The organism is Rhizobium sp. LjRoot254, assembly GCF_964254105.1.
In the GTDB taxonomy this organism is placed as follows: Bacteria; Pseudomonadota; Alphaproteobacteria; order Rhizobiales; family Rhizobiaceae; genus Rhizobium_E.
Window position 1 is genome coordinate 5,595,386 of record NZ_CAXUSM020000001.1, and the last position, 16,400, is coordinate 5,611,785.

Here is a 16,400-nt window from a genome sequence, read left to right on the forward strand (position 1 = left end):
AGGGGCTGGCCTTGGCAGCGCGGGTCCGGGCCAACCTCCGGCTCGCTCTGCCCTTTTCTCACCATTTCCACCTTTTCCGCGCAACATGGAGTGGCGCAGTTGGAATTTCTCCTTTTCCTTGGCCGGCGCGTGTTGTGGTCGATACTGGTCCTTGTCGGCCTGTCGATCGTGATCTTCGCGATTGCCCGCGGCATGCCTGGCGATCCGGCACGATTGGCGCTGGGTCCGCGCGCAACGCAGGAGCAGGTCGCTGATCTCAACAGCAAGCTCGGCCTCGACCGGCCGCTCTATGAACAGTACGGCCTGTTCGTCGTGGGTCTGGCCCAGGGCGATCTTGGCCGATCGCTGCTCACCGAACGACCCGTCAACGACGATATCAGGGACACGTTCGCCGCGACCTTCGAACTGGTGTTGGCGACGATCACCATTGCCTTCGTTCTCGGCGTGCCGCTCGGCGTCGCCGCCGCGCGCTGGAAGGACAAATGGCCCGACAACGCGGTGCGGCTGGTCGCCATCATATCCGCTGTGACGCCGAGCTTCTTCCTGGCGCTGCTGCTGCAGATTCTTGCGGGCTATGTGCTGCATATCCTGCCGACGACCGGGCGGTTGCCGCCTAACATGGCCTTTTCGCCCGATATCACCGGGCTGATGACGGTAGATTCGATCCTCCATTGGCGCTGGGATGTATTCGGAGAGTCGCTGCGATATCTGCTGCTGCCATCGATCGCGCTGGCTGCCGCGACGATGGGCCAGATCGCCCGTATCACCCGCGCCTCGATGATCGATGTGTCGAGCCAAGATTACATCGAGGCGGCGCGCGCATTTGGCGTACCCGAGCGGCTCCGGGTGTTCAAATATATGCTGCGCCCCGCCTTCGTGCCGCCGCTGACGATCTCGGGCCTCGAATTCGCATCCCTCATCGGCAATGCCTTCGTTGTCGAACTGGTCTTCGCCTGGCCCGGCATGGCCGCTTATGGTGTGCGGACGATCCTGCAGAAGGACCTCAATGCCGTGATGGGCGTGGTCATCGTCTCGGGCGTCTTTTTCGTGGTGGTCAACCTGCTCATCGACCTGCTTGTCGGCTTCGTCGATCCGCGTGTCCGTATCCGAGGGCGGCGCTGATGGTCGAGTTCGAAACCGTTTCCGTTGAGCCGATGCGTCTGTCGAACAGCTACCAGAACTGGTACCGCTTCTCGCGCAATCCGACTGCCGTGATCGGTGCGGCTATCGTCATCATTTCGATCCTCGCCGCGATACTGGCACCCTATATCACGCCCTATCCGGAGCACGTCGGCGCGGTGGTCAATTTCCGGGCGCGCCATCTGCCACCCTCGGGCGAATACTGGTTCGGCACCGACAATGTCGGCCGCGATATCTTCACCCGGGTTATCTATGGCGCGCGCATCTCGCTGCTGTTGGCGCTGGTCGTGCTGGGTACCGCTATACCCGTTGGCACGGTGCTCGGCCTGCTCGCCGGCTATTTCGGCGGCTGGACCGAGACGATCATCATGCGGCTCACCGACATCGCGCTCGCCATTCCGCCGCTGGTCATGGCGCTGGCCGTTGCTGCCGTGCTGTCGCCCGATCTCATCAACTCCATGCTGGCGATCGCCGCGCTCTGGTGGACCTGGCATACGCGGCTGATCTATTCGATCACGCGGCAGTTGCGCGGGCAGGAATTCGTCGAGGCGGCGGAGACGCTTGGCGCGTCGAAGTTTCACATCCTGTTTCGCGAGATCCTGCCCAACTGCGTCTCGGCCATCGCGGTCAAGACGTCGCTCGATTGCGGCTTCGTCATCCTGGTCGGCGCCTCGCTCTCCTTCCTCGGCCTCGGCATCCAGCCGCCGACGCCGGATCTCGGCACCATGGTGTCGCAGGGCTCAGCCTTCCTGCCGGATTTCTGGTGGGAATCGATCCTGCCGGGCTTTGCCATCCTGTTCATCGCGCTCGGCTTCAACCTGCTTGGCGACGGCTTGCGCGACCTCTTCGACGTACAGGAGGTCCGATGAGCGAGCCATTGCTTTCCGTTCGCGATCTCTCGGTCGAATTCTCGACCTACGGCCGCACCAACAAGGTGCTGCACAACGTATCGCTCGACGTGCCGGCCCATTCGCAGGTGGCGCTGGTCGGCGAGAGCGGTTCGGGCAAGACGGTCACCATGAAGGCGATCATGGGCCTGCTGCGCGAGCCGCCGGCGCGGATCACTTCGGGGCGCATCCTCTACGATGGCGCGGACCTCTTGACCATGCCGACGACCGAACGGCTGAAGCTGCGTGGCACGGCGATGTCGATGGTGTTCCAGGACCCGATGAGTTCGCTCAATCCAGTCTTCACTATCGGCGACCAGATGGGCACGATCCTGAAATATGCCGATAAGCGGCTTGGCCGTGGGCGCGGCCGTCGTGAACGCATGGCGCGTGTCCATGAGGTGCTCGAACAGGTCCGCATGCGCGATCCCGAGAGGGTCACTCAATCCTATCCGATCCAGCTTTCGGGTGGCATGCGCCAGCGCATCCTGATCGCCATGGCGTTGCTGAGTGAGCCGAAGCTTTTGATCGCCGACGAGCCCGGAACGGCGCTCGATGTTACGACGCAGGCGCAGATCCTGAAGCTGCTCAAGGATCTCGTCGAGGCGCGCGGACTGGCGCTACTGATGATCACCCACAATCTCGGCGTCGTACGCGAGACCTCGCACCATGTTTATGTGATGAACAAGGGTGTGGTGGTCGAACAAGGTCCGACGAGCCAGATCTTCGAGGCGCCGAAGGACCAATATACACGCGACCTCATAGCGGCTGTGCCACGCCTTACGGGTGGCATGCAGTTCGGCCGGGCGGAGGTGGGCTCATGACCGTGCCGATGCTGGAAATCCGCAACCTCAGCAAGTTCTTCCCCATCCGCAACGCGTTCGGCCGCCATACGGGCGATGTCCGCGCGGTCGATGATGTCAGCTTTTCGATCGAGCGTGGCGCGGTTTATGGCCTGGCCGGTGAGAGCGGTTCGGGCAAATCGACGATCGCCCGGATGATCATGGGGCTGGAGACGCCGACGTCTGGCGAAATCCGGATCGACGGAGAGAGCATCGCCAGCAGTTTCGGCACCCGTGCCCATGGCAAAAAGGTGCAGATGGTGTTCCAGAATCCCGGCTCGTCGCTCAATCCGCGGCGTACCGTGGGCCAGTCCGTGGCAGTGCCGCTCGATGCGCATGGCCACCCCGGGAGAGATCGCGCAAGGCGGATTTCCGAACTGCTGGAAATGGTGCAACTGCCGGCGAATTTCGCCGAGCGGTTCCCGCATGAGCTTTCAGGCGGGCAGAAACAGCGCGTAGCAATCGCCCGCGCGCTGGCCGTAGCCCCGAAGCTGTTGGTGCTCGATGAGCCGACTTCAGCCCTCGACGTATCGGTTCAGGCCCGCGTGATCGATCTGCTGGTCGATCTCGGCCGCCGGCTGGACCTGACCTTCCTCTTCATTTCGCACGACCTTAGCCTGATGCGGAATTTCGCGGGCCGGGTCGGCATTCTCTATCGCGGCAAGATCGTCGAGACCGGCCCGACATCAGATGTCTTTGTCGACCCGCAACATGATTACACGCGTTTGCTCCTCGCCTCGGTGCCGGTGATTTCGGCCGAGGAGGAGGCGATGCGCCCCAAGATTCCGCTGATCGATGGTGAGATTCCAACGGCCGAGAAGCTCATCGAAATCAGGGCGTTGAATACCAAGAACAGTTTCAATGAGGAACAACCAGGATGATTAGAATTGGGATCGACGTCGGCGGCACCAATACCGACGCCGTCGTGATGAACGGCAACGACGTGATTGCCGGCGTGAAATCCGCCACCACGTCGGATGTGATGACCGGCGTCGTCAACGCGCTCAAGGACGTGCTCGCAGAATCGAAGATGGATGCGAGCGCGATCGACGTTGTGATGATCGGCACGACGCATTTCACCAATGCGGTGGTGCAGCGGCGCGACCTTGCGCAGACGGCCGCCGTGCGGCTCGGCCTGCCGGCGACGGCCTCGCTGCCGCCGATGGTCGACTGGCCGGAGGATCTCAAGAAGGCGATCGGCAACCACACATGGCTCGCCCATGGCGGCAATGAATTCGACGGCCGCGTGATCTCGCCGCTCAACGAAGAGGAATTGCTCGGTATCGCCGGGGAAATCCAGTCCAGGGGCATCAATACGATTGCGATTACCTCTGTTTTCTCGCCGGTCTCGAACGAATTCGAAAAACGGGCGGGCGAGATTTTCGCCAAGGCGATACCCGGCGCGCATATCACGCTGTCGAGCGAGATCGGCCGCATCGGCCTGCTCGAACGCGAGAATGCCGCGATCATGAATGCCTGCCTGCGCGATCTCTCGGCGCATGTGATCGAGGCTTTCCGCAACGCTATTGCCGAAACCGGCATCAAGGGGCGGTTCTTCCTGACCCAGAACGACGGCACGCTGATGGATGCGTCCTTCGCCGAGAAATTCCCGGTGCTGACCTTCGCCTCAGGCCCGACCAATTCCATGCGCGGAGCGGCGTTCCTGTCTGGTGTCCATGACGCGATCGTCGTCGATATAGGCGGCACGACCTCGGATGTCGGGTCGCTGCAGAAGGGCTTTCCGCGTCAGGCGACTGTCGCGGTGGAAGTCGGCGGCGTGCGCACCAATTTCCGCATGCCGGACGTGTTCTCCATCGGTCTTGGTGGTGGGTCGCTGGTCATCGATGGCCCCGATGGCATCAAGGTCGGCCCGACATCGGTCGGCTACCGGATCAAGAGCGAGGCGCTGATCTTCGGTGGCTCGACGCTGACGACCACGGATATCACAGTCGCTGCTGGCAATGCCGATCTTGGCGACAAGGGCAAGGTCGGTCATCTCGATAAGGACCTGCTCGATCGCACGCAGGCGAAGATCCTCGCCATGCTGGAGGATTGCGTCGAGCGCTCGCGGCTGTCGCCAGATCCGCTGCCGGTGATTGTCGTCGGCGGTGGTTCGATCCTCGTCAACGGTCCGATCGGCGGGCTGCAGGTGATCAAGCCCCATCATTTCGGCGTTGCCAATGCGGTGGGTGCGGCAATCGCCCAGGTCTCGGGCGAAATCGACCGCGTCTATGCGTTGGCCGAGATCGGCCGCGAACAGGCGCTCAATGATGCCAAGGCGCGCGCGATCGATGCCGCAGTGGCTGCCGGCGCGCTGCGCGAAAGCATCGAGATCGTCGATGTCGAGGATGTGCCACTAGCCTATCTGCCGGGCAATGCGACGCGCGTTCGCGTCAAGGCCGTGGGTGAACTCCATGTCGCGGGAGCTAAAAATGCCGCGTGATTTCAAGATACTCGAAGAGGCCGATCTCCAGCCGCTGGCACTCGGCGCGGCGTTGCTCGGAACCGGCGGCGGTGGCAACCCCTATATTGGCATGCTGCGCACGCGCGAGCTTCTGCGCAAGGGCGCGAAGATCGAAATCATGCCGCTCGAAGCGCTGCCGGATGATGCCTGGGTCGGCGAATGCGGCGGCATCGGCGCACCTGTCGTCGGGGTCGAGAAGGTCGAGGAAGGTGGCGAATGCCATCGCGCCATGATGGCGGTCGAGGAGGCCGCCGGCGTGAAGATGTCGGCCGTCATATCGGCCGAAATCGGCGGCGCCAACTCCATGGAGCCGATCATCGTGGCGGGGCTTGCCGGCCTTCCGGTGGTCGATGGCGACGGCATGGGGCGCGCCTTTCCCGAAGTGCAGATGACGACCTTCTTCATCTATGGCGCCAAGCCGTCACCGGCGGCGATCGCCGATGAGAAGGGCAATGTCGTCGTCTTCCGGCATGTGGTCGATATGTTCTGGCTGGAAAAATTCGCCCGCAATGTCTCGGTCGACATGGGCGCCGGCGCAGGCTTCGCTGTCGCTCCGATGCGGGGCGATTTCATCCGCAAGACGGCGGTGCCGGGCACGGTGACGCAGGCGATCAGCATCGGCAACACGGTGCTGAATGCGCGCCGGAAACACCAGAACGTCGTCGAGCGGATCGTCGAGGAGACGGGTGCCAAGCTGTTCTTCACCGGCAAGATCACCGATATCGAGCGCAACCTGGTCGGCGGGTTCTCGCGAGGCACGGCGAAGATATCGGGCCTTGGCAACTGGGCCGGTTCCGAAGGCGAGATCGCGATCCAGAACGAGAATCTCGTGCTCTGGGTCGATGGCGAGGCGGTGATCATGGTGCCTGACCTGATCATGAATCTCGAACTCGAGACCGGCGAGCCGATCACCACCGAGATGCTGCGCTACGGCCAGCGGGTCGCGGTCATTGGTCTTCCCGTGCATGACCTGATGAAGACGCCGCGCGCGCTCGAAATCGTCGGCCCGGCAGCCTTCGGCTATCCCGATCTCACCTTCAAACCGCTCTGAGAAGGACCAGACCATGAAAATCCTGCGCACGGTGTATGCCGAGGATATGGAAGACATCGCCATCGGCGGCGCGATCATGGGAACCGGCGGCGGCGGCGATCCCTATGTCGGCAAGCTGATGGCCCAGCAGGCGATCCGCAAGCACGGGCCGGTCAAGATCGTCGATATCGAGGAATTGTCCGACGACGCGCTCGTCGTGCCCGTCTGCATGATGGGCGCGCCGACCGTCATGACCGAGAAGCTGCCGCAGGGCGACGAGCTGATGAACGCGTTCCGGCAGCTCGAGCAGTTGCTCGGTCGCAAGATTGATGCGGTGCTCTGCGGCGAGGCGGGTGGGGTCAATTCAACGACGCCCTTCGTCGTGGCTGCCGCAAGCGGCCTGCCGCTGGTCGATGGCGACGGCATGGGTCGCGCCTATCCCGAGCTTCAGATGGTGACCTTCACCATGCACGGCGTGTCGGCGACTCCGATGGTGCTTTGCGACGACAAGGGCAACTCGATCGTGCTCGAGACCGTCAGCAATGCCTGGACCGAGCGGCTTGCACGCGCGGCGACGGTTGAAATGGGTGGCTCGGCGCTGCTTGCCTTCTATCCCATGGACGGCAAGACCGCGAAGAGGGCGGTGGTGCGCGGCACGCTGACGCTCTGTGCCAATCTCGGCCTCGCATTACGCGAAGCGCGCGCCGTGCATCTCGAACCGGTCGATGCGATTGTTGAGATGCTGGGCGCCAAGGTGATCTTTCACGGCCGGGTCAAGGATATCGACCGGCGCACGATCGGTGGTTTTGCGCGCGGCAGTGCCTGGTTCGACGGCGTCGAGGACTGGCGTGGCCACACGTTCAAGCTCGACTTCCAGAACGAATTCCTGATGGCGGAGCGCGATGGCGAGGTGTTGGTTACCACGCCTGAACTGATCACGCTCTTGGAGGCGGACAGCGGCAACCCGGTGACAGCGGATTCGCTGAAATACGGCCTCCGGCTCGTGGCACTGGCGTTCCCCTGCAATCCGCAATGGCGTACGCCCGAGGGCATTGCGCTCGTCGGGCCGCGCTATTTCGGCTACGATGTGGATTACAGGCCGTTCGATTTCGCCTAGTTGCGGCTGCGCAGCAATTCACGCGCATGCAGTGCCATCATCAGTTCCTCGTTTGCAGGGATGACGATGGTTTCAAATCCGCCGAGGAAGGCGAGGCGCTTGACGACCGCCTCGCGCACCGGCTCGGCATGTTCACCGATGCCGCCGGTGAAGACCAGGGCGTCGATACCGCCCATGGAGGTGGCCATCATCGCTGCATACTGCGCCACCTTCAGCGCAAAATAATCGAGCGCGAAAGCGGCGCGGGGATCGCTGCTGGCGAGCAGAGTCTCGACATCGCCTGAAATGCCGGAGAGGCCCTTGAGGCCGGAGCGTTCGTAGAGCATATCCTCGACGTCGATCGCGTTCATACCAAGTTCGCGGAGCATGAAGGTCACCGCGCCGGGATCGATGGCGCCGCTGCGGGTGCCCATCGGCAGGCCATCGAGCGCCGTCATGCCCATGGTCGTGTCAATGCTCTTGCCGTCCCTGATCGCGCAGAGGCTCGCGCCATCGCCGAGATGGGCGGCGACCACACGGCCAGAGGCGAGATGCGGGTAATCCTTGGCGAGCACGCTGGATATCCATTCATAGGATATCCCGTGGAAGCCATATTTCCGGACGCCCTTGTCGCGAAGCTCGGCCTCGATGGCGAATGTCGTGAAGAGCGGGTCCTGCCGGGCATGGAACGCGGTATCGAAACAGGCGATGTCAGCCGCATGGACGGCAAGCTCGTGCGAGGCTTCGATGCCGGCGAGATTGTAGGGCTGGTGCAGGGGGGCCAATGGAATCAAGGCTTCGAGTTTTGACAGGATGGCTGGCGTGACAATCATGGGTTCGACGAATTGCTGCCCGCCATGCACCACGCGATGGACGACCGCCATGATCTTCCAGCCGTCGTCATGCCTGTCGATGAGGTTGAGAACGGCCAGCAACGCTGCATCGTGACCGCTTGAATCGAGGATCGCCTTGATCGTCTCGCCAGAGTTTTCGATGCTCGCAGCCAGCGCCGCTCTGGTGCCTACTCCGCTCACCCTGCCACGCATCAGCACGGCGAGATTGTCGCTGGCGAAGACCTGGAACTTCAGGGCCGATGATCCGGTGTCGAGGACGAGCAGCGTTTCGATCATTGGATGCGGCCCTGTCGACGCGTCTCGGCAAGCGCGGAGGAAAACCGCGACCGGCAAAGAGCGAGTATGGCATCGATATCGAGACTCATGCCGTCGGTTCCAGTTCCTGGAGACCGATAGCAGCCTAAACGCGGCTAACGGTCAAGCACGGCGAAGTATCTCGCGCCGGCATCGGTTAACAATGGCCTTGCATCCTTGAGCGGAACTGTCACAAGATCGTCCCCGCAGGCGAAGATGACATGGGGAAGATTCTTGAGCGTGAAGATCATTTCGTCCTGCGTGAAATAGACGCCGAGATTGCTGGCGACCAGATCGGAAAGCCCGCACTCCTCATCGCGCGAAGCGTCGGAACGGTCCCTGTTATCGTTGACATATTTGATCAGCTCGTCGCTCGGGCCGAACTTGAGATTGCTCTTGTCCTCGACGGTGGACGGATCGACGATCTTGCCGTCGGCGTCCTTCGCCACCCAGCCCTTGAGCAGGGATTCCGGCTCCAATGGCTTGCCGGTCTTCACGTCCGCGAGCTGGTAGCGGAGGAAATTATCGGGATAGGCGCCGCCGCAAAAGAAGCTGCCGCCTTCCGAAATCCCGAGCAATCGCGGCGTGAGAAGATTAACCACGACCGACGGCGGGCCGTCGTAGCCCATGCCGCCCTCACCACCAGATCCCGACCAATCCATGCCGAGATAGGCCTTGGACAGGCAGTAGGACGAGTTGAACGAAAACTGCAGGCGCTGCTGATGGAGATAGGCATTGATCGGTGCGATGTCAGTTTTGCCGATCCTGACGATCGTCGGGAATTCCACCTCGACGCGCGGGTCCATATCGAGCCGATAGAAGCCGTTTCCGTACTTGACCTCGGCCCCTTTTTTCAGCGGCACATCCATCTTGAGGAAATCATACGGCAGGTCAGCCTTGGTGATCAGGGAGTGATCGTCAATCCTTGCCACGGATGAAGGATCAAGGCTGTAGAGCGTGACGCCGCCATCGCCTTCGGGGAGTTCGCGGCTATCGACGATGGCGAATTTCAAGTCAAGCGTCTTGCCTGTCTTGACGTCCTTCCATGAGCCTGTGAGCTGTTGCTCGTCGTCGCTTTGGCGCAATGTCCATTCGGCGCCGATCGGGGCCTTCTCGACGATTTCGTTCTTGGCATCCCGGCATAGTTCTTTCGTGCAGGGTGCCTCTTCCTGGATTGCGAGGCCGCCATCGACATTGGTTTTGCCATGAAGAGGAATGTCGCCGCCCCTGGAGAGATAGGCATAGCGCCCGACGAACTCGCCGCTTTCGTTGGCTTCCGCCAGTTCCAGGATGATGGGGGTCTTGCCGATCGTGCCCTTGTAAGTTGTGGCTTCAGCAGCGAAGGATTGGCCAGAACCTGCCAGAAAGACAAGGGCACAGAAAAGTTGCAGCCGCATGAGGCGCTCCGTCAAGGTTCCGATTGGCGAGATTGATGGCTTGCTCCCGATTGGGGCGAAGACCCGCCTGCAAGACGGCTGACCGGCCGTTCTTATTTCACGCCTGACGTGGAAATATGCCTGGGGAAGACGGCGGCGACATATTCGATCGCCGCGGCAAGCGCCTTTTCGCGCGTCAGTCCGTCGTTCATCATCAGCCGGAACCACAGGCCTTCCATCATCGCGCAGATGCCCAGTGCCATCGGCTCGGGATCATAGGCATAACCGCCATCCACCTTCAGTTCGACGCAGAGATCGGTGAACGTCTTCTGGTAGTTGAGGTCGCTGGCGCCGCAAAGTGCCTGATAGGTCGGGCGCGATTTCGCTTCGCCCCAGAAAGCGCACCAGGCCGCGAGCTTGCGCCTGGTGCAGATGCGGCGGTCGAAATCGGCGTTGACCAAGGCCCAGATCTTGCCGGCGGCGCTGTCATTGGCCTTTTCGAGCGCCGAGCTCCAGTGGCTGGCATATTCGTCGGCCATGTATTGCAGCGTGGCGACGAGCAGCTTTTCCTTGCTCTCGAAATGGAAATTGACGATGCCGCGCGACAGGCCCGCACCGTCGGCGACATTGGCCAGCGTCGTGTCGGAATATCCGCGCTTGGCGAGCGAGTCGATCGTCGCTTCGATAAGCTGCTGCTGGCGGGTTTCCTTGGAGGCCTTGCGGCTCTTCCTCTCGCCTTCCATGACCGGCACGATGTTCATCGGCTTGGTATGTTTCCCGTATTTTCCAGGGCCTTGAGGGTGAATCAGGCGCGTGGTTTGGTTGCACTCAGATGCGTAGGGCAATGCTCGCCGCTGTCAAGAACCTTTTGCATGGCTCGCCATGTGCGCAGGTTCTTCTCCACGAAGGCCTCGCTCGTCAGCGCGACTGCCTGCTCATATAGTTCGTCCTGCAGCCGGTTCAACTCGCGGCGCGCCTCTTCGCGATACCACGCGTTGCGGCTTTCGGTGCGGATATCGGTGAAGCCGGCCTTGGTCATCGCGTCCCTGTAGCGCTTCGGCGAGGCCATGCCGAAGGACAGCCCCTCGGCTTCGACATAGTCCTTCATGTCCTGCGACGGCTCGTTGTCGTGGCCGATCAGCCAGTCCGAGGCGGCGAAAATGCCGCCGGGCCGGAGCACGCGGAAAATGTCGGCGAAGATCGCATCCTTGTCTGATATATGGATCATCGCATCCTTGGAGAAGACCACGTCGAAGCTTCCATTCTCGAAGGGCAAGCGGCCGGGTGATGCCTGGACGAAGAAGACGCGGTCGCTCAATCCGGCTTCCCGTGCGCGGCGCGTGGCCTCCGTGATCACAGGTTTTTCGACGTCAAAGCCAGTGATGGTGCGGGGCTCGAATCGCCGGGCGATATGGAGCGTGATGCCGCCGGAGCCGCAGCCGATATCGAGCATGTCCTTGCCCTGGATCTCGAAGCGATCGAGGACGCGGTCGACCTCGGCGGGACCGCCTGGCGACAGGTAGCCATCGCCCCAGAGAAGCTCCAGGAACCGCATGTGGACATCGTCATATTCCGGCTCGGCTTCGGTCATCATGCACTGCTCCATCCCCAGGGTTCGCGATATCATTGATACAGAAATCATAACGCGATTTCAATAAATTGCAACATTCTGACTGAATGTTCATTCAAAATATCTGGACAAGCTAGCCTCTCCTATGCCAGTTTCCTAGGACGTAACGGGGAACAGGCATGAAGACATATGATGCTGTCATCATCGGCGGCGGCCACAACGGCCTTGTCACCGCCGGCTACCTGCAGCGGGCGGGGCTGGAGGTCTGCGTGGTCGAGAAGAACGGCTGGGTCGGCGGTGCCGCGACCAGCCGCGAGCTTTCCAAGGGCGTCTATTATTCGAACTGTTCCTACGTCTGTTCGCTGTTCCGGCCCGAGATCATGCGCGATCTCGAGCTGCCAAAGCATGGCTTGCAGATCGTCGCTTATGAGGGCGGCGCGGTGCTCGACCGCGATGACGGCTATCTTGCCAGCTACCGCGACCACGACCAGCATCGCCGCGAGTTCGCCCGTTACTCGGCGCGCGATGCCGAAGCCTATGAGCGCTATGCCCGCGACGTGACGCGCCAGTGCCGGTTCATTCAGCCGCTCTTGATGCGCACCGCGCCGGACCCGTTCTCGTTCAAGCCGCGCGATATCGGCGAACTGATGTTTCTCGCCAAGAAGATGGGTGAATTCAGCCCCGAACAGATGGCGCAGACGCTGCGCTTCTGGACCATGTCGATCTCGGATTTCCTCGACGAATATTTCGAGACCGATATCATCAAGGCGTATCTCGCGATCTCCGGCATTATCGGCACGGCGCTTGGCCCGATGTCGCCCGGCACCGCCTATGTGCTGCTGCATCACTATATGGGCGAGGTCGATGGCTCGGTCGGCGCCTGGGGCTATGCGCGGGGCGGCATGGGTGCGGTGACGCAGGCGCTGGCTTCGAGCTTCCAGGCGGCGGGTGGCACAATCAAGACAGATGCCGAAGTCTCCAAGGTCATCGTCAAGAACGGACGCGCGGCCGGCGTGACGTTGGCCACTGGCGAAGAGGTGCTGGGCAAGCTCACCATCTCCAATGCCGATGTGAAGCGCACCTTTCTGAAGCTGGTTGACGAGAAGGACCTGCCGGAAAAATTCGTCCACCGCGTCAAGCATTTCAAGATGCGTGGCTCCTCGGGCAAGGTGAATATCGCGCTCGATGGCATGCCGGACTTCCCGGCGCTGCCCAAGGGCTCGACCTGCGTCAAGGGCGACCTGCACTTCACCGATTCCGTCGAGCGCATCGAACGCGCCTATGACGACTGGAAGGCCGGGCGCTGGTCGACCGATCCCTTCCTCGATGCGATGATCCCGACGACGCTCGATCCTGTTATGGCCGAGCCGGGCAAGCATTTCATGAGCTGCTTCGTGCAATATTGCCCGCCGAAGGTGGAGGGCAAGGAGTGGACGGACGCCGACCGCGATGCGTTCGCCGAGACGGTGGTGAGCCAGATCGCCGACCATTCGCCCGGCTTCCGCGACCGCATCCTGCATATGGAAGTGCGCACGCCGCGTGAACTGGAAGCCGAGGTCGGCCTGACTGAAGGCAATATCTTCCAGGGTGAACTGACCTTCGATCAGTTGCTCTTCAACCGCCCGGTGCCGGGCTATGCGCAGTATCGCAGCCCGATCGACGGGCTCTATATGTGCGGCTCGTCCACCCATCCCGGTGGTGGCGTGATGGGCGCCCCCGGCCGTAACGCGGCGGCCGAAGTGCTGCGCGATCTCAAGAAATCCCGTGATCATATGAGCCCCGCCCATGACATCCTTTGACGCAATCATCATCGGCGGCGGTCACAATGGGTTGGTCGCCGCAGGCCTGCTCGCCAAGGCAGGCCGCAAGGTCGTGGTGCTGGAGGCATCCGGCGCGCTCGGTGGTGCCGCGCGCGGCCATGAATTCGCGCCCGGCTATCGCACTGGCGGCCTTGCGCACATCGTCAACCGGCTGTCGCCTCATGTGGCGAAGGAGCTGGGGCTCGATACTTCGCTGTTCACCACGGAGCTTGCGCCGACCGTCGTGCTTGATCCCGAACGCGGACCGGCGGTGCTGCGTGGTGCCTATGGTGAAACCGTTGATGGCGTGACGCCTGAAGAGGGCAAGGCCTTCGCAGCGATGCGCAAGAAGCTGATGATACAGGCGAGCATTCTCGGCCGGTTCCTCAACAAACGTCCGCCACGGCCGGGCGAGGCGGGTCTCAAGGAATTGCTCGATCTCGGACTGACAGGCTTGAGCCTGATCCGCCAGGGTCGCGACGAAGCGCGCGATTTCGCCCGCATGGCGCTGATGAACGTCGCCGATATCGCCGACGAATACCTGAACGATGACCGGTTGAAAGCGCTGATCGCCTTCGATGCGGTGCTTGGTGTCCATCTCGGCCCGCGTTCGCCGACTTCGCTGCTCGGGCTCTATTATCGCCTGACCGGTGAAGCCTTAGGCCAGACGGGCGGACAGTTCGTGCCCAAGGGTGGGATGACATCGGTCGTTGCTGCTCTCGAACAAGCAGCGAAGCGGCGCGGCGTTGAGATACGGCTGAATGCGCCTGTCGCGAAGATCCTATCCGAGAAGGGCAGGGCAACGGGTGTCTTGCTCACGAGCGGCGAGGAATTCAGCGCCAATGTAATTGTCTCGGCAATCCATCCAGTCACGACGCTGCGCAATCTGGTGGCACCCGGCGAGATTGACACGCATCTTTCGATGGGCCTCAAGCATGTCAGGAGCAAGGGTGATACTGCCAAGCTGCATCTGGCACTCGATAAGATTCCTGAATTTCTCGGCGTCAGCCATAGCTATCTCAAGGGACGACTGGTGATCGCCCGCTCGGTGCGGCATGTCGAGGATGCGTTCAATCCGTCGAAATATGGCGAGTTTTCGCCCGATCCGGTCATGGAGATCACACTGCCGAGCCTGACCGATCCGTCGCTGGCGCCAGCAGGCGGAGCGGTGCTGTCGGCAAATGTGCAGTATGCGCCTTACGATTTGAAAGAGGGCTGGGAGGCCGGCAAGCCGAAATTCCTCGCCGCCATCATGGCCGTGCTGGAGCGTCATGCGCCCGGTATCGGTGCCACGGTCAAGGCGAGTGAGTTGCTCACGCCCGTCGATATCGAACGGGACTTCAATATGCCCGGCGGCCACTGGCATCATGGCGAGTTGCAGGTCGACCAACTGCTGATCAACCGGCCGACATTTGCCGTCTCGGGCTATGACACGCCGCTCGAAGGCCTCTATCTCGCCAGCGCCGGCAGCCATCCCGGCGGCGGAATTTCCGGCCTGCCCGGGCGCAACGCCGCACGCCACATCCTGTCCCGGAGGGGAGCATGAACCAGATCACGCCAACCGGCCGCCGTCCGGGCGACATCCTGACACCGCTGCTCGAAACGCCGTTTCATTCCCGTCTCGAAGCGCTCAACATCAACAACGACTGGTATCACTGGTCGGGTTACAAGGCGCCGCATTCGCTTGCCGACGAAGAGCTTGAATATTTCGCGATCCGCTCGACGGCGGCTTTGTTCGATATCTCGCCGATGACCAAGTATCGGATCGAGGGTCCGGGCGCGGAAGCATTCTGCAACCGGCTGACATTGCGTGACGTGCGCAAGCTCGGCGTTGGGCGCGTGCATTACACTGCGTGGTGCGACGACCACGGCCATGTGCTGGATGACGGCACGCTGTTCCGGCTCGCGCCGGAGCGTTTTCGCCTGTGCTCGCAGGAGCGGCATCTGCCCTGGCTGCTCGACAGCGCCGAGGGTTTCGATGTCCGCATCACCGACGAGAGTACGGAGATTGCCGGGCTGGCCCTACAGGGGCCGACCTCCTGGGCGGTGCTCAGGAATGCAGGCTTCGAGGGCGCGGAGAAACTCAAGGTTTTCCAACTGGCCGAGTTTCCGCATGGGGGCGGCACGGTGGTCATCTCGCGGACAGGGTTTACCGGCGATCTTGGCTACGAACTGTTTTGTCATCGCGACCAGGCGCTTAGCCTCTGGGATCGGCTCGCCGCCGTGGGCGAGAAGAACCGCATGCGGGCGATCGGCTATGCCGCGCTCAATCATGCGCGCATCGAGGCTGGCTTCATCGTGGCGAATGCGGATTTCGTGACGTCAGAGACGGCGCTGCGCGAGGATCGGCTCAGGCTGCCCGACGAGATCGGGCTCGACTGGATGATCGATCTGGAGAAACCGAACTTCAATGGTCGCAATGCGATCGTCAAGGCGCGCGAGAAGAAGACACTGAAGCACATTCTCGTCGGCCTAGAAGTCGAAGGCAATGTGGCCGGGCCGCTGTCGCTGATCTATCACAACAAGCGCAAGGAATGCGGCATCGTCACGGCCTCGGCCTGGTCACCGCTGCTGAAGAAGAACATTGCCATCGCCAGCCTCACCCGGCCCTATGGCGAACGGATCACAGGGGATCTATGGGTCGAGATCTATGCGCTGCGCGAACTCAATTACAGCAAGCTGATGAAGCGTGTGAAGATCGTGCCGCGCCCCTTCATCAAGCTCGACCGTCGCGGCGCCAATCCTCCGGGCGTGATGTGAAGCCATGGATGACGAAGCGCTCAGCAACTGGAAACTGATCCTCACCCCGGCGGGCGAGGAATGGTCCGGCCGCGCGCGCTACGCCGCCGCTATGTATTTCTACCGGGCCGGCGAAATGAGCGCCGAAGTGCTGGAGATCTACCGTATCTGTTCGCGCATCGACCATGAAGACGCGGTCGATGCATTGAAGGCTTACAAGATGGGTGATGCGTGGATCGAGAAGGTGGAGCGGATGCGCGGGGCACTCGGTTGAGCTCCCGTCCGGCTTAGCGATTTCCGGACAATTCG

The 16,400-nt window shown here is 61.9% G+C and carries 15 protein-coding genes; 11 read left to right on the plus strand and 4 right to left on the minus strand.

Annotated elements, in window-relative coordinates:
* Positions 1 to 90 precede the first annotated feature (90 nt).
* From ACSQ26_RS27630 to ACSQ26_RS27660, 7 genes are read left to right on the plus strand one after another with little or no spacing between them, the layout of a single operon-like run.
* Positions 91 to 1,122 (plus strand): ABC transporter permease, encoded by a 1,032-nt coding sequence (locus ACSQ26_RS27630; protein ID WP_436014662.1) that lies wholly within the window; start codon positions 91 to 93, stop codon positions 1,120 to 1,122.
* Entirely contained in the window at positions 1,122 to 2,009 is an 888-nt protein-coding gene (locus tag ACSQ26_RS27635) for an ABC transporter permease (protein ID WP_436014664.1), read from the plus strand. Before ACSQ26_RS27630 ends, ACSQ26_RS27635 begins: the two co-directional genes overlap by 1 nt.
* Positions 2,006 to 2,851: an ABC transporter ATP-binding protein gene (locus tag ACSQ26_RS27640; protein WP_436014666.1), complete on the plus strand. Its 846-nt coding sequence runs from the start codon at positions 2,006 to 2,008 to the stop codon at positions 2,849 to 2,851. The genes ACSQ26_RS27635 and ACSQ26_RS27640 overlap by 4 nt, the downstream gene beginning before the upstream one ends.
* Positions 2,848 to 3,750 carry an ATP-binding cassette domain-containing protein gene (locus ACSQ26_RS27645; protein ID WP_436014668.1) on the plus strand — a complete coding sequence of 301 codons (903 nt, stop codon included), beginning with the start codon at positions 2,848 to 2,850 and terminating at the stop codon, positions 3,748 to 3,750. The genes ACSQ26_RS27640 and ACSQ26_RS27645 overlap by 4 nt, the downstream gene beginning before the upstream one ends.
* Positions 3,747 to 5,312: a hydantoinase/oxoprolinase N-terminal domain-containing protein gene (locus ACSQ26_RS27650; RefSeq protein WP_436014670.1), complete on the plus strand. Its 1,566-nt coding sequence runs from the start codon at positions 3,747 to 3,749 to the stop codon at positions 5,310 to 5,312. Before ACSQ26_RS27645 ends, ACSQ26_RS27650 begins: the two co-directional genes overlap by 4 nt.
* On the plus strand, positions 5,302 to 6,384 hold the full coding sequence (locus tag ACSQ26_RS27655) for a DUF917 domain-containing protein (RefSeq protein WP_436014672.1): 1,083 nt from the start codon (positions 5,302 to 5,304) through the stop codon (positions 6,382 to 6,384). Before ACSQ26_RS27650 ends, ACSQ26_RS27655 begins: the two co-directional genes overlap by 11 nt.
* Before the next feature lie 13 nt (positions 6,385 to 6,397).
* Positions 6,398 to 7,480, plus strand: a complete 1,083-nt coding sequence (locus ACSQ26_RS27660) for a DUF917 domain-containing protein (RefSeq protein WP_436014674.1) — start codon at positions 6,398 to 6,400, stop codon at positions 7,478 to 7,480.
* Here ACSQ26_RS27660 and ACSQ26_RS27665 read toward each other — a convergent pair.
* From ACSQ26_RS27665 to ACSQ26_RS27680, 4 genes are all read right to left on the minus strand, one after another.
* Positions 7,477 to 8,589, minus strand: a complete 1,113-nt coding sequence (locus tag ACSQ26_RS27665; protein ID WP_436014676.1) for an acetate/propionate family kinase — start codon at positions 8,587 to 8,589, stop codon at positions 7,477 to 7,479. The two genes, ACSQ26_RS27660 and ACSQ26_RS27665, sit on opposite strands and share 4 nt — an antisense overlap.
* Positions 8,590 to 8,723: 134 nt before the next feature.
* A complete protein-coding gene (locus ACSQ26_RS27670; protein WP_436014677.1) occupies positions 8,724 to 10,004 on the minus strand; it encodes a hypothetical protein in 1,281 nt (426 codons plus the stop codon).
* 92 nt (positions 10,005 to 10,096) lie between these two features.
* Complete coding sequence (locus tag ACSQ26_RS27675; protein WP_436014678.1) at positions 10,097 to 10,744, minus strand: TetR family transcriptional regulator C-terminal domain-containing protein; 648 nt, start codon at positions 10,742 to 10,744, stop codon at positions 10,097 to 10,099.
* A 44-nt stretch (positions 10,745 to 10,788) separates the two neighbouring features.
* Positions 10,789 to 11,577 (minus strand): class I SAM-dependent methyltransferase, encoded by a 789-nt coding sequence (locus ACSQ26_RS27680; protein ID WP_436014680.1) that lies wholly within the window; start codon positions 11,575 to 11,577, stop codon positions 10,789 to 10,791.
* Positions 11,578 to 11,732: 155 nt separating this feature from the next.
* Between ACSQ26_RS27680 and ACSQ26_RS27685 the strand changes: the two genes are divergently transcribed.
* The 4 genes from ACSQ26_RS27685 to ACSQ26_RS27700 are packed head-to-tail and all read left to right on the plus strand — an operon-like array spanning position 11,733 to position 16,365.
* Positions 11,733 to 13,352, plus strand: coding sequence for a phytoene desaturase family protein (locus tag ACSQ26_RS27685; RefSeq protein ID WP_436014682.1), 1,620 nt, complete (start codon positions 11,733 to 11,735; stop codon positions 13,350 to 13,352).
* The gene (locus ACSQ26_RS27690) at positions 13,339 to 14,898 is read left to right on the plus strand and encodes a phytoene desaturase family protein (protein WP_436014684.1); all 1,560 of its coding nucleotides are present in this window, start codon (positions 13,339 to 13,341) and stop codon (positions 14,896 to 14,898) included. The genes ACSQ26_RS27685 and ACSQ26_RS27690 overlap by 14 nt, the downstream gene beginning before the upstream one ends.
* Positions 14,895 to 16,112, plus strand: coding sequence for an aminomethyltransferase family protein (locus tag ACSQ26_RS27695; protein ID WP_436014686.1), 1,218 nt, complete (start codon positions 14,895 to 14,897; stop codon positions 16,110 to 16,112). The genes ACSQ26_RS27690 and ACSQ26_RS27695 overlap by 4 nt, the downstream gene beginning before the upstream one ends.
* Positions 16,113 to 16,116: 4 nt before the next feature.
* Positions 16,117 to 16,365: a hypothetical protein gene (locus tag ACSQ26_RS27700; protein WP_436014688.1), complete on the plus strand. Its 249-nt coding sequence runs from the start codon at positions 16,117 to 16,119 to the stop codon at positions 16,363 to 16,365.
* The last annotated feature ends 35 nt before the right edge of the window (positions 16,366 to 16,400 follow it).

What these genes read in the sequence shown, in the direction of transcription:
- ACSQ26_RS27635 (WP_436014664.1), top strand. Translation starts at nt 1,122, where the DNA reads ATGGTCGAGTTCGAAACCGTTTCCGTTGAGCCGATGCGTCTGTCGAAC.
- ACSQ26_RS27640 (WP_436014666.1), top strand. Translation starts at nt 2,006, where the DNA reads ATGAGCGAGCCATTGCTTTCCGTTCGCGATCTCTCGGTCGAATTCTCG.
- ACSQ26_RS27645 (WP_436014668.1), top strand. Translation starts at nt 2,848, where the DNA reads ATGACCGTGCCGATGCTGGAAATCCGCAACCTCAGCAAGTTCTTCCCC.
- ACSQ26_RS27650 (WP_436014670.1), top strand. Translation starts at nt 3,747, where the DNA reads ATGATTAGAATTGGGATCGACGTCGGCGGCACCAATACCGACGCCGTC.
- ACSQ26_RS27655 (WP_436014672.1), top strand. Translation starts at nt 5,302, where the DNA reads ATGCCGCGTGATTTCAAGATACTCGAAGAGGCCGATCTCCAGCCGCTG.
- ACSQ26_RS27660 (WP_436014674.1), top strand. Translation starts at nt 6,398, where the DNA reads ATGAAAATCCTGCGCACGGTGTATGCCGAGGATATGGAAGACATCGCC.
- ACSQ26_RS27665 (WP_436014676.1), bottom strand. Translation starts at nt 8,589, where the DNA reads ATGATCGAAACGCTGCTCGTCCTCGACACCGGATCATCGGCCCTGAAG.
- ACSQ26_RS27670 (WP_436014677.1), bottom strand. Translation starts at nt 10,004, where the DNA reads ATGCGGCTGCAACTTTTCTGTGCCCTTGTCTTTCTGGCAGGTTCTGGC.
- ACSQ26_RS27675 (WP_436014678.1), bottom strand. Translation starts at nt 10,744, where the DNA reads ATGAACATCGTGCCGGTCATGGAAGGCGAGAGGAAGAGCCGCAAGGCC.
- ACSQ26_RS27680 (WP_436014680.1), bottom strand. Translation starts at nt 11,577, where the DNA reads ATGATGACCGAAGCCGAGCCGGAATATGACGATGTCCACATGCGGTTC.
- ACSQ26_RS27685 (WP_436014682.1), top strand. Translation starts at nt 11,733, where the DNA reads ATGAAGACATATGATGCTGTCATCATCGGCGGCGGCCACAACGGCCTT.
- ACSQ26_RS27690 (WP_436014684.1), top strand. Translation starts at nt 13,339, where the DNA reads ATGACATCCTTTGACGCAATCATCATCGGCGGCGGTCACAATGGGTTG.
- ACSQ26_RS27695 (WP_436014686.1), top strand. Translation starts at nt 14,895, where the DNA reads ATGAACCAGATCACGCCAACCGGCCGCCGTCCGGGCGACATCCTGACA.
- ACSQ26_RS27700 (WP_436014688.1), top strand. Translation starts at nt 16,117, where the DNA reads ATGGATGACGAAGCGCTCAGCAACTGGAAACTGATCCTCACCCCGGCG.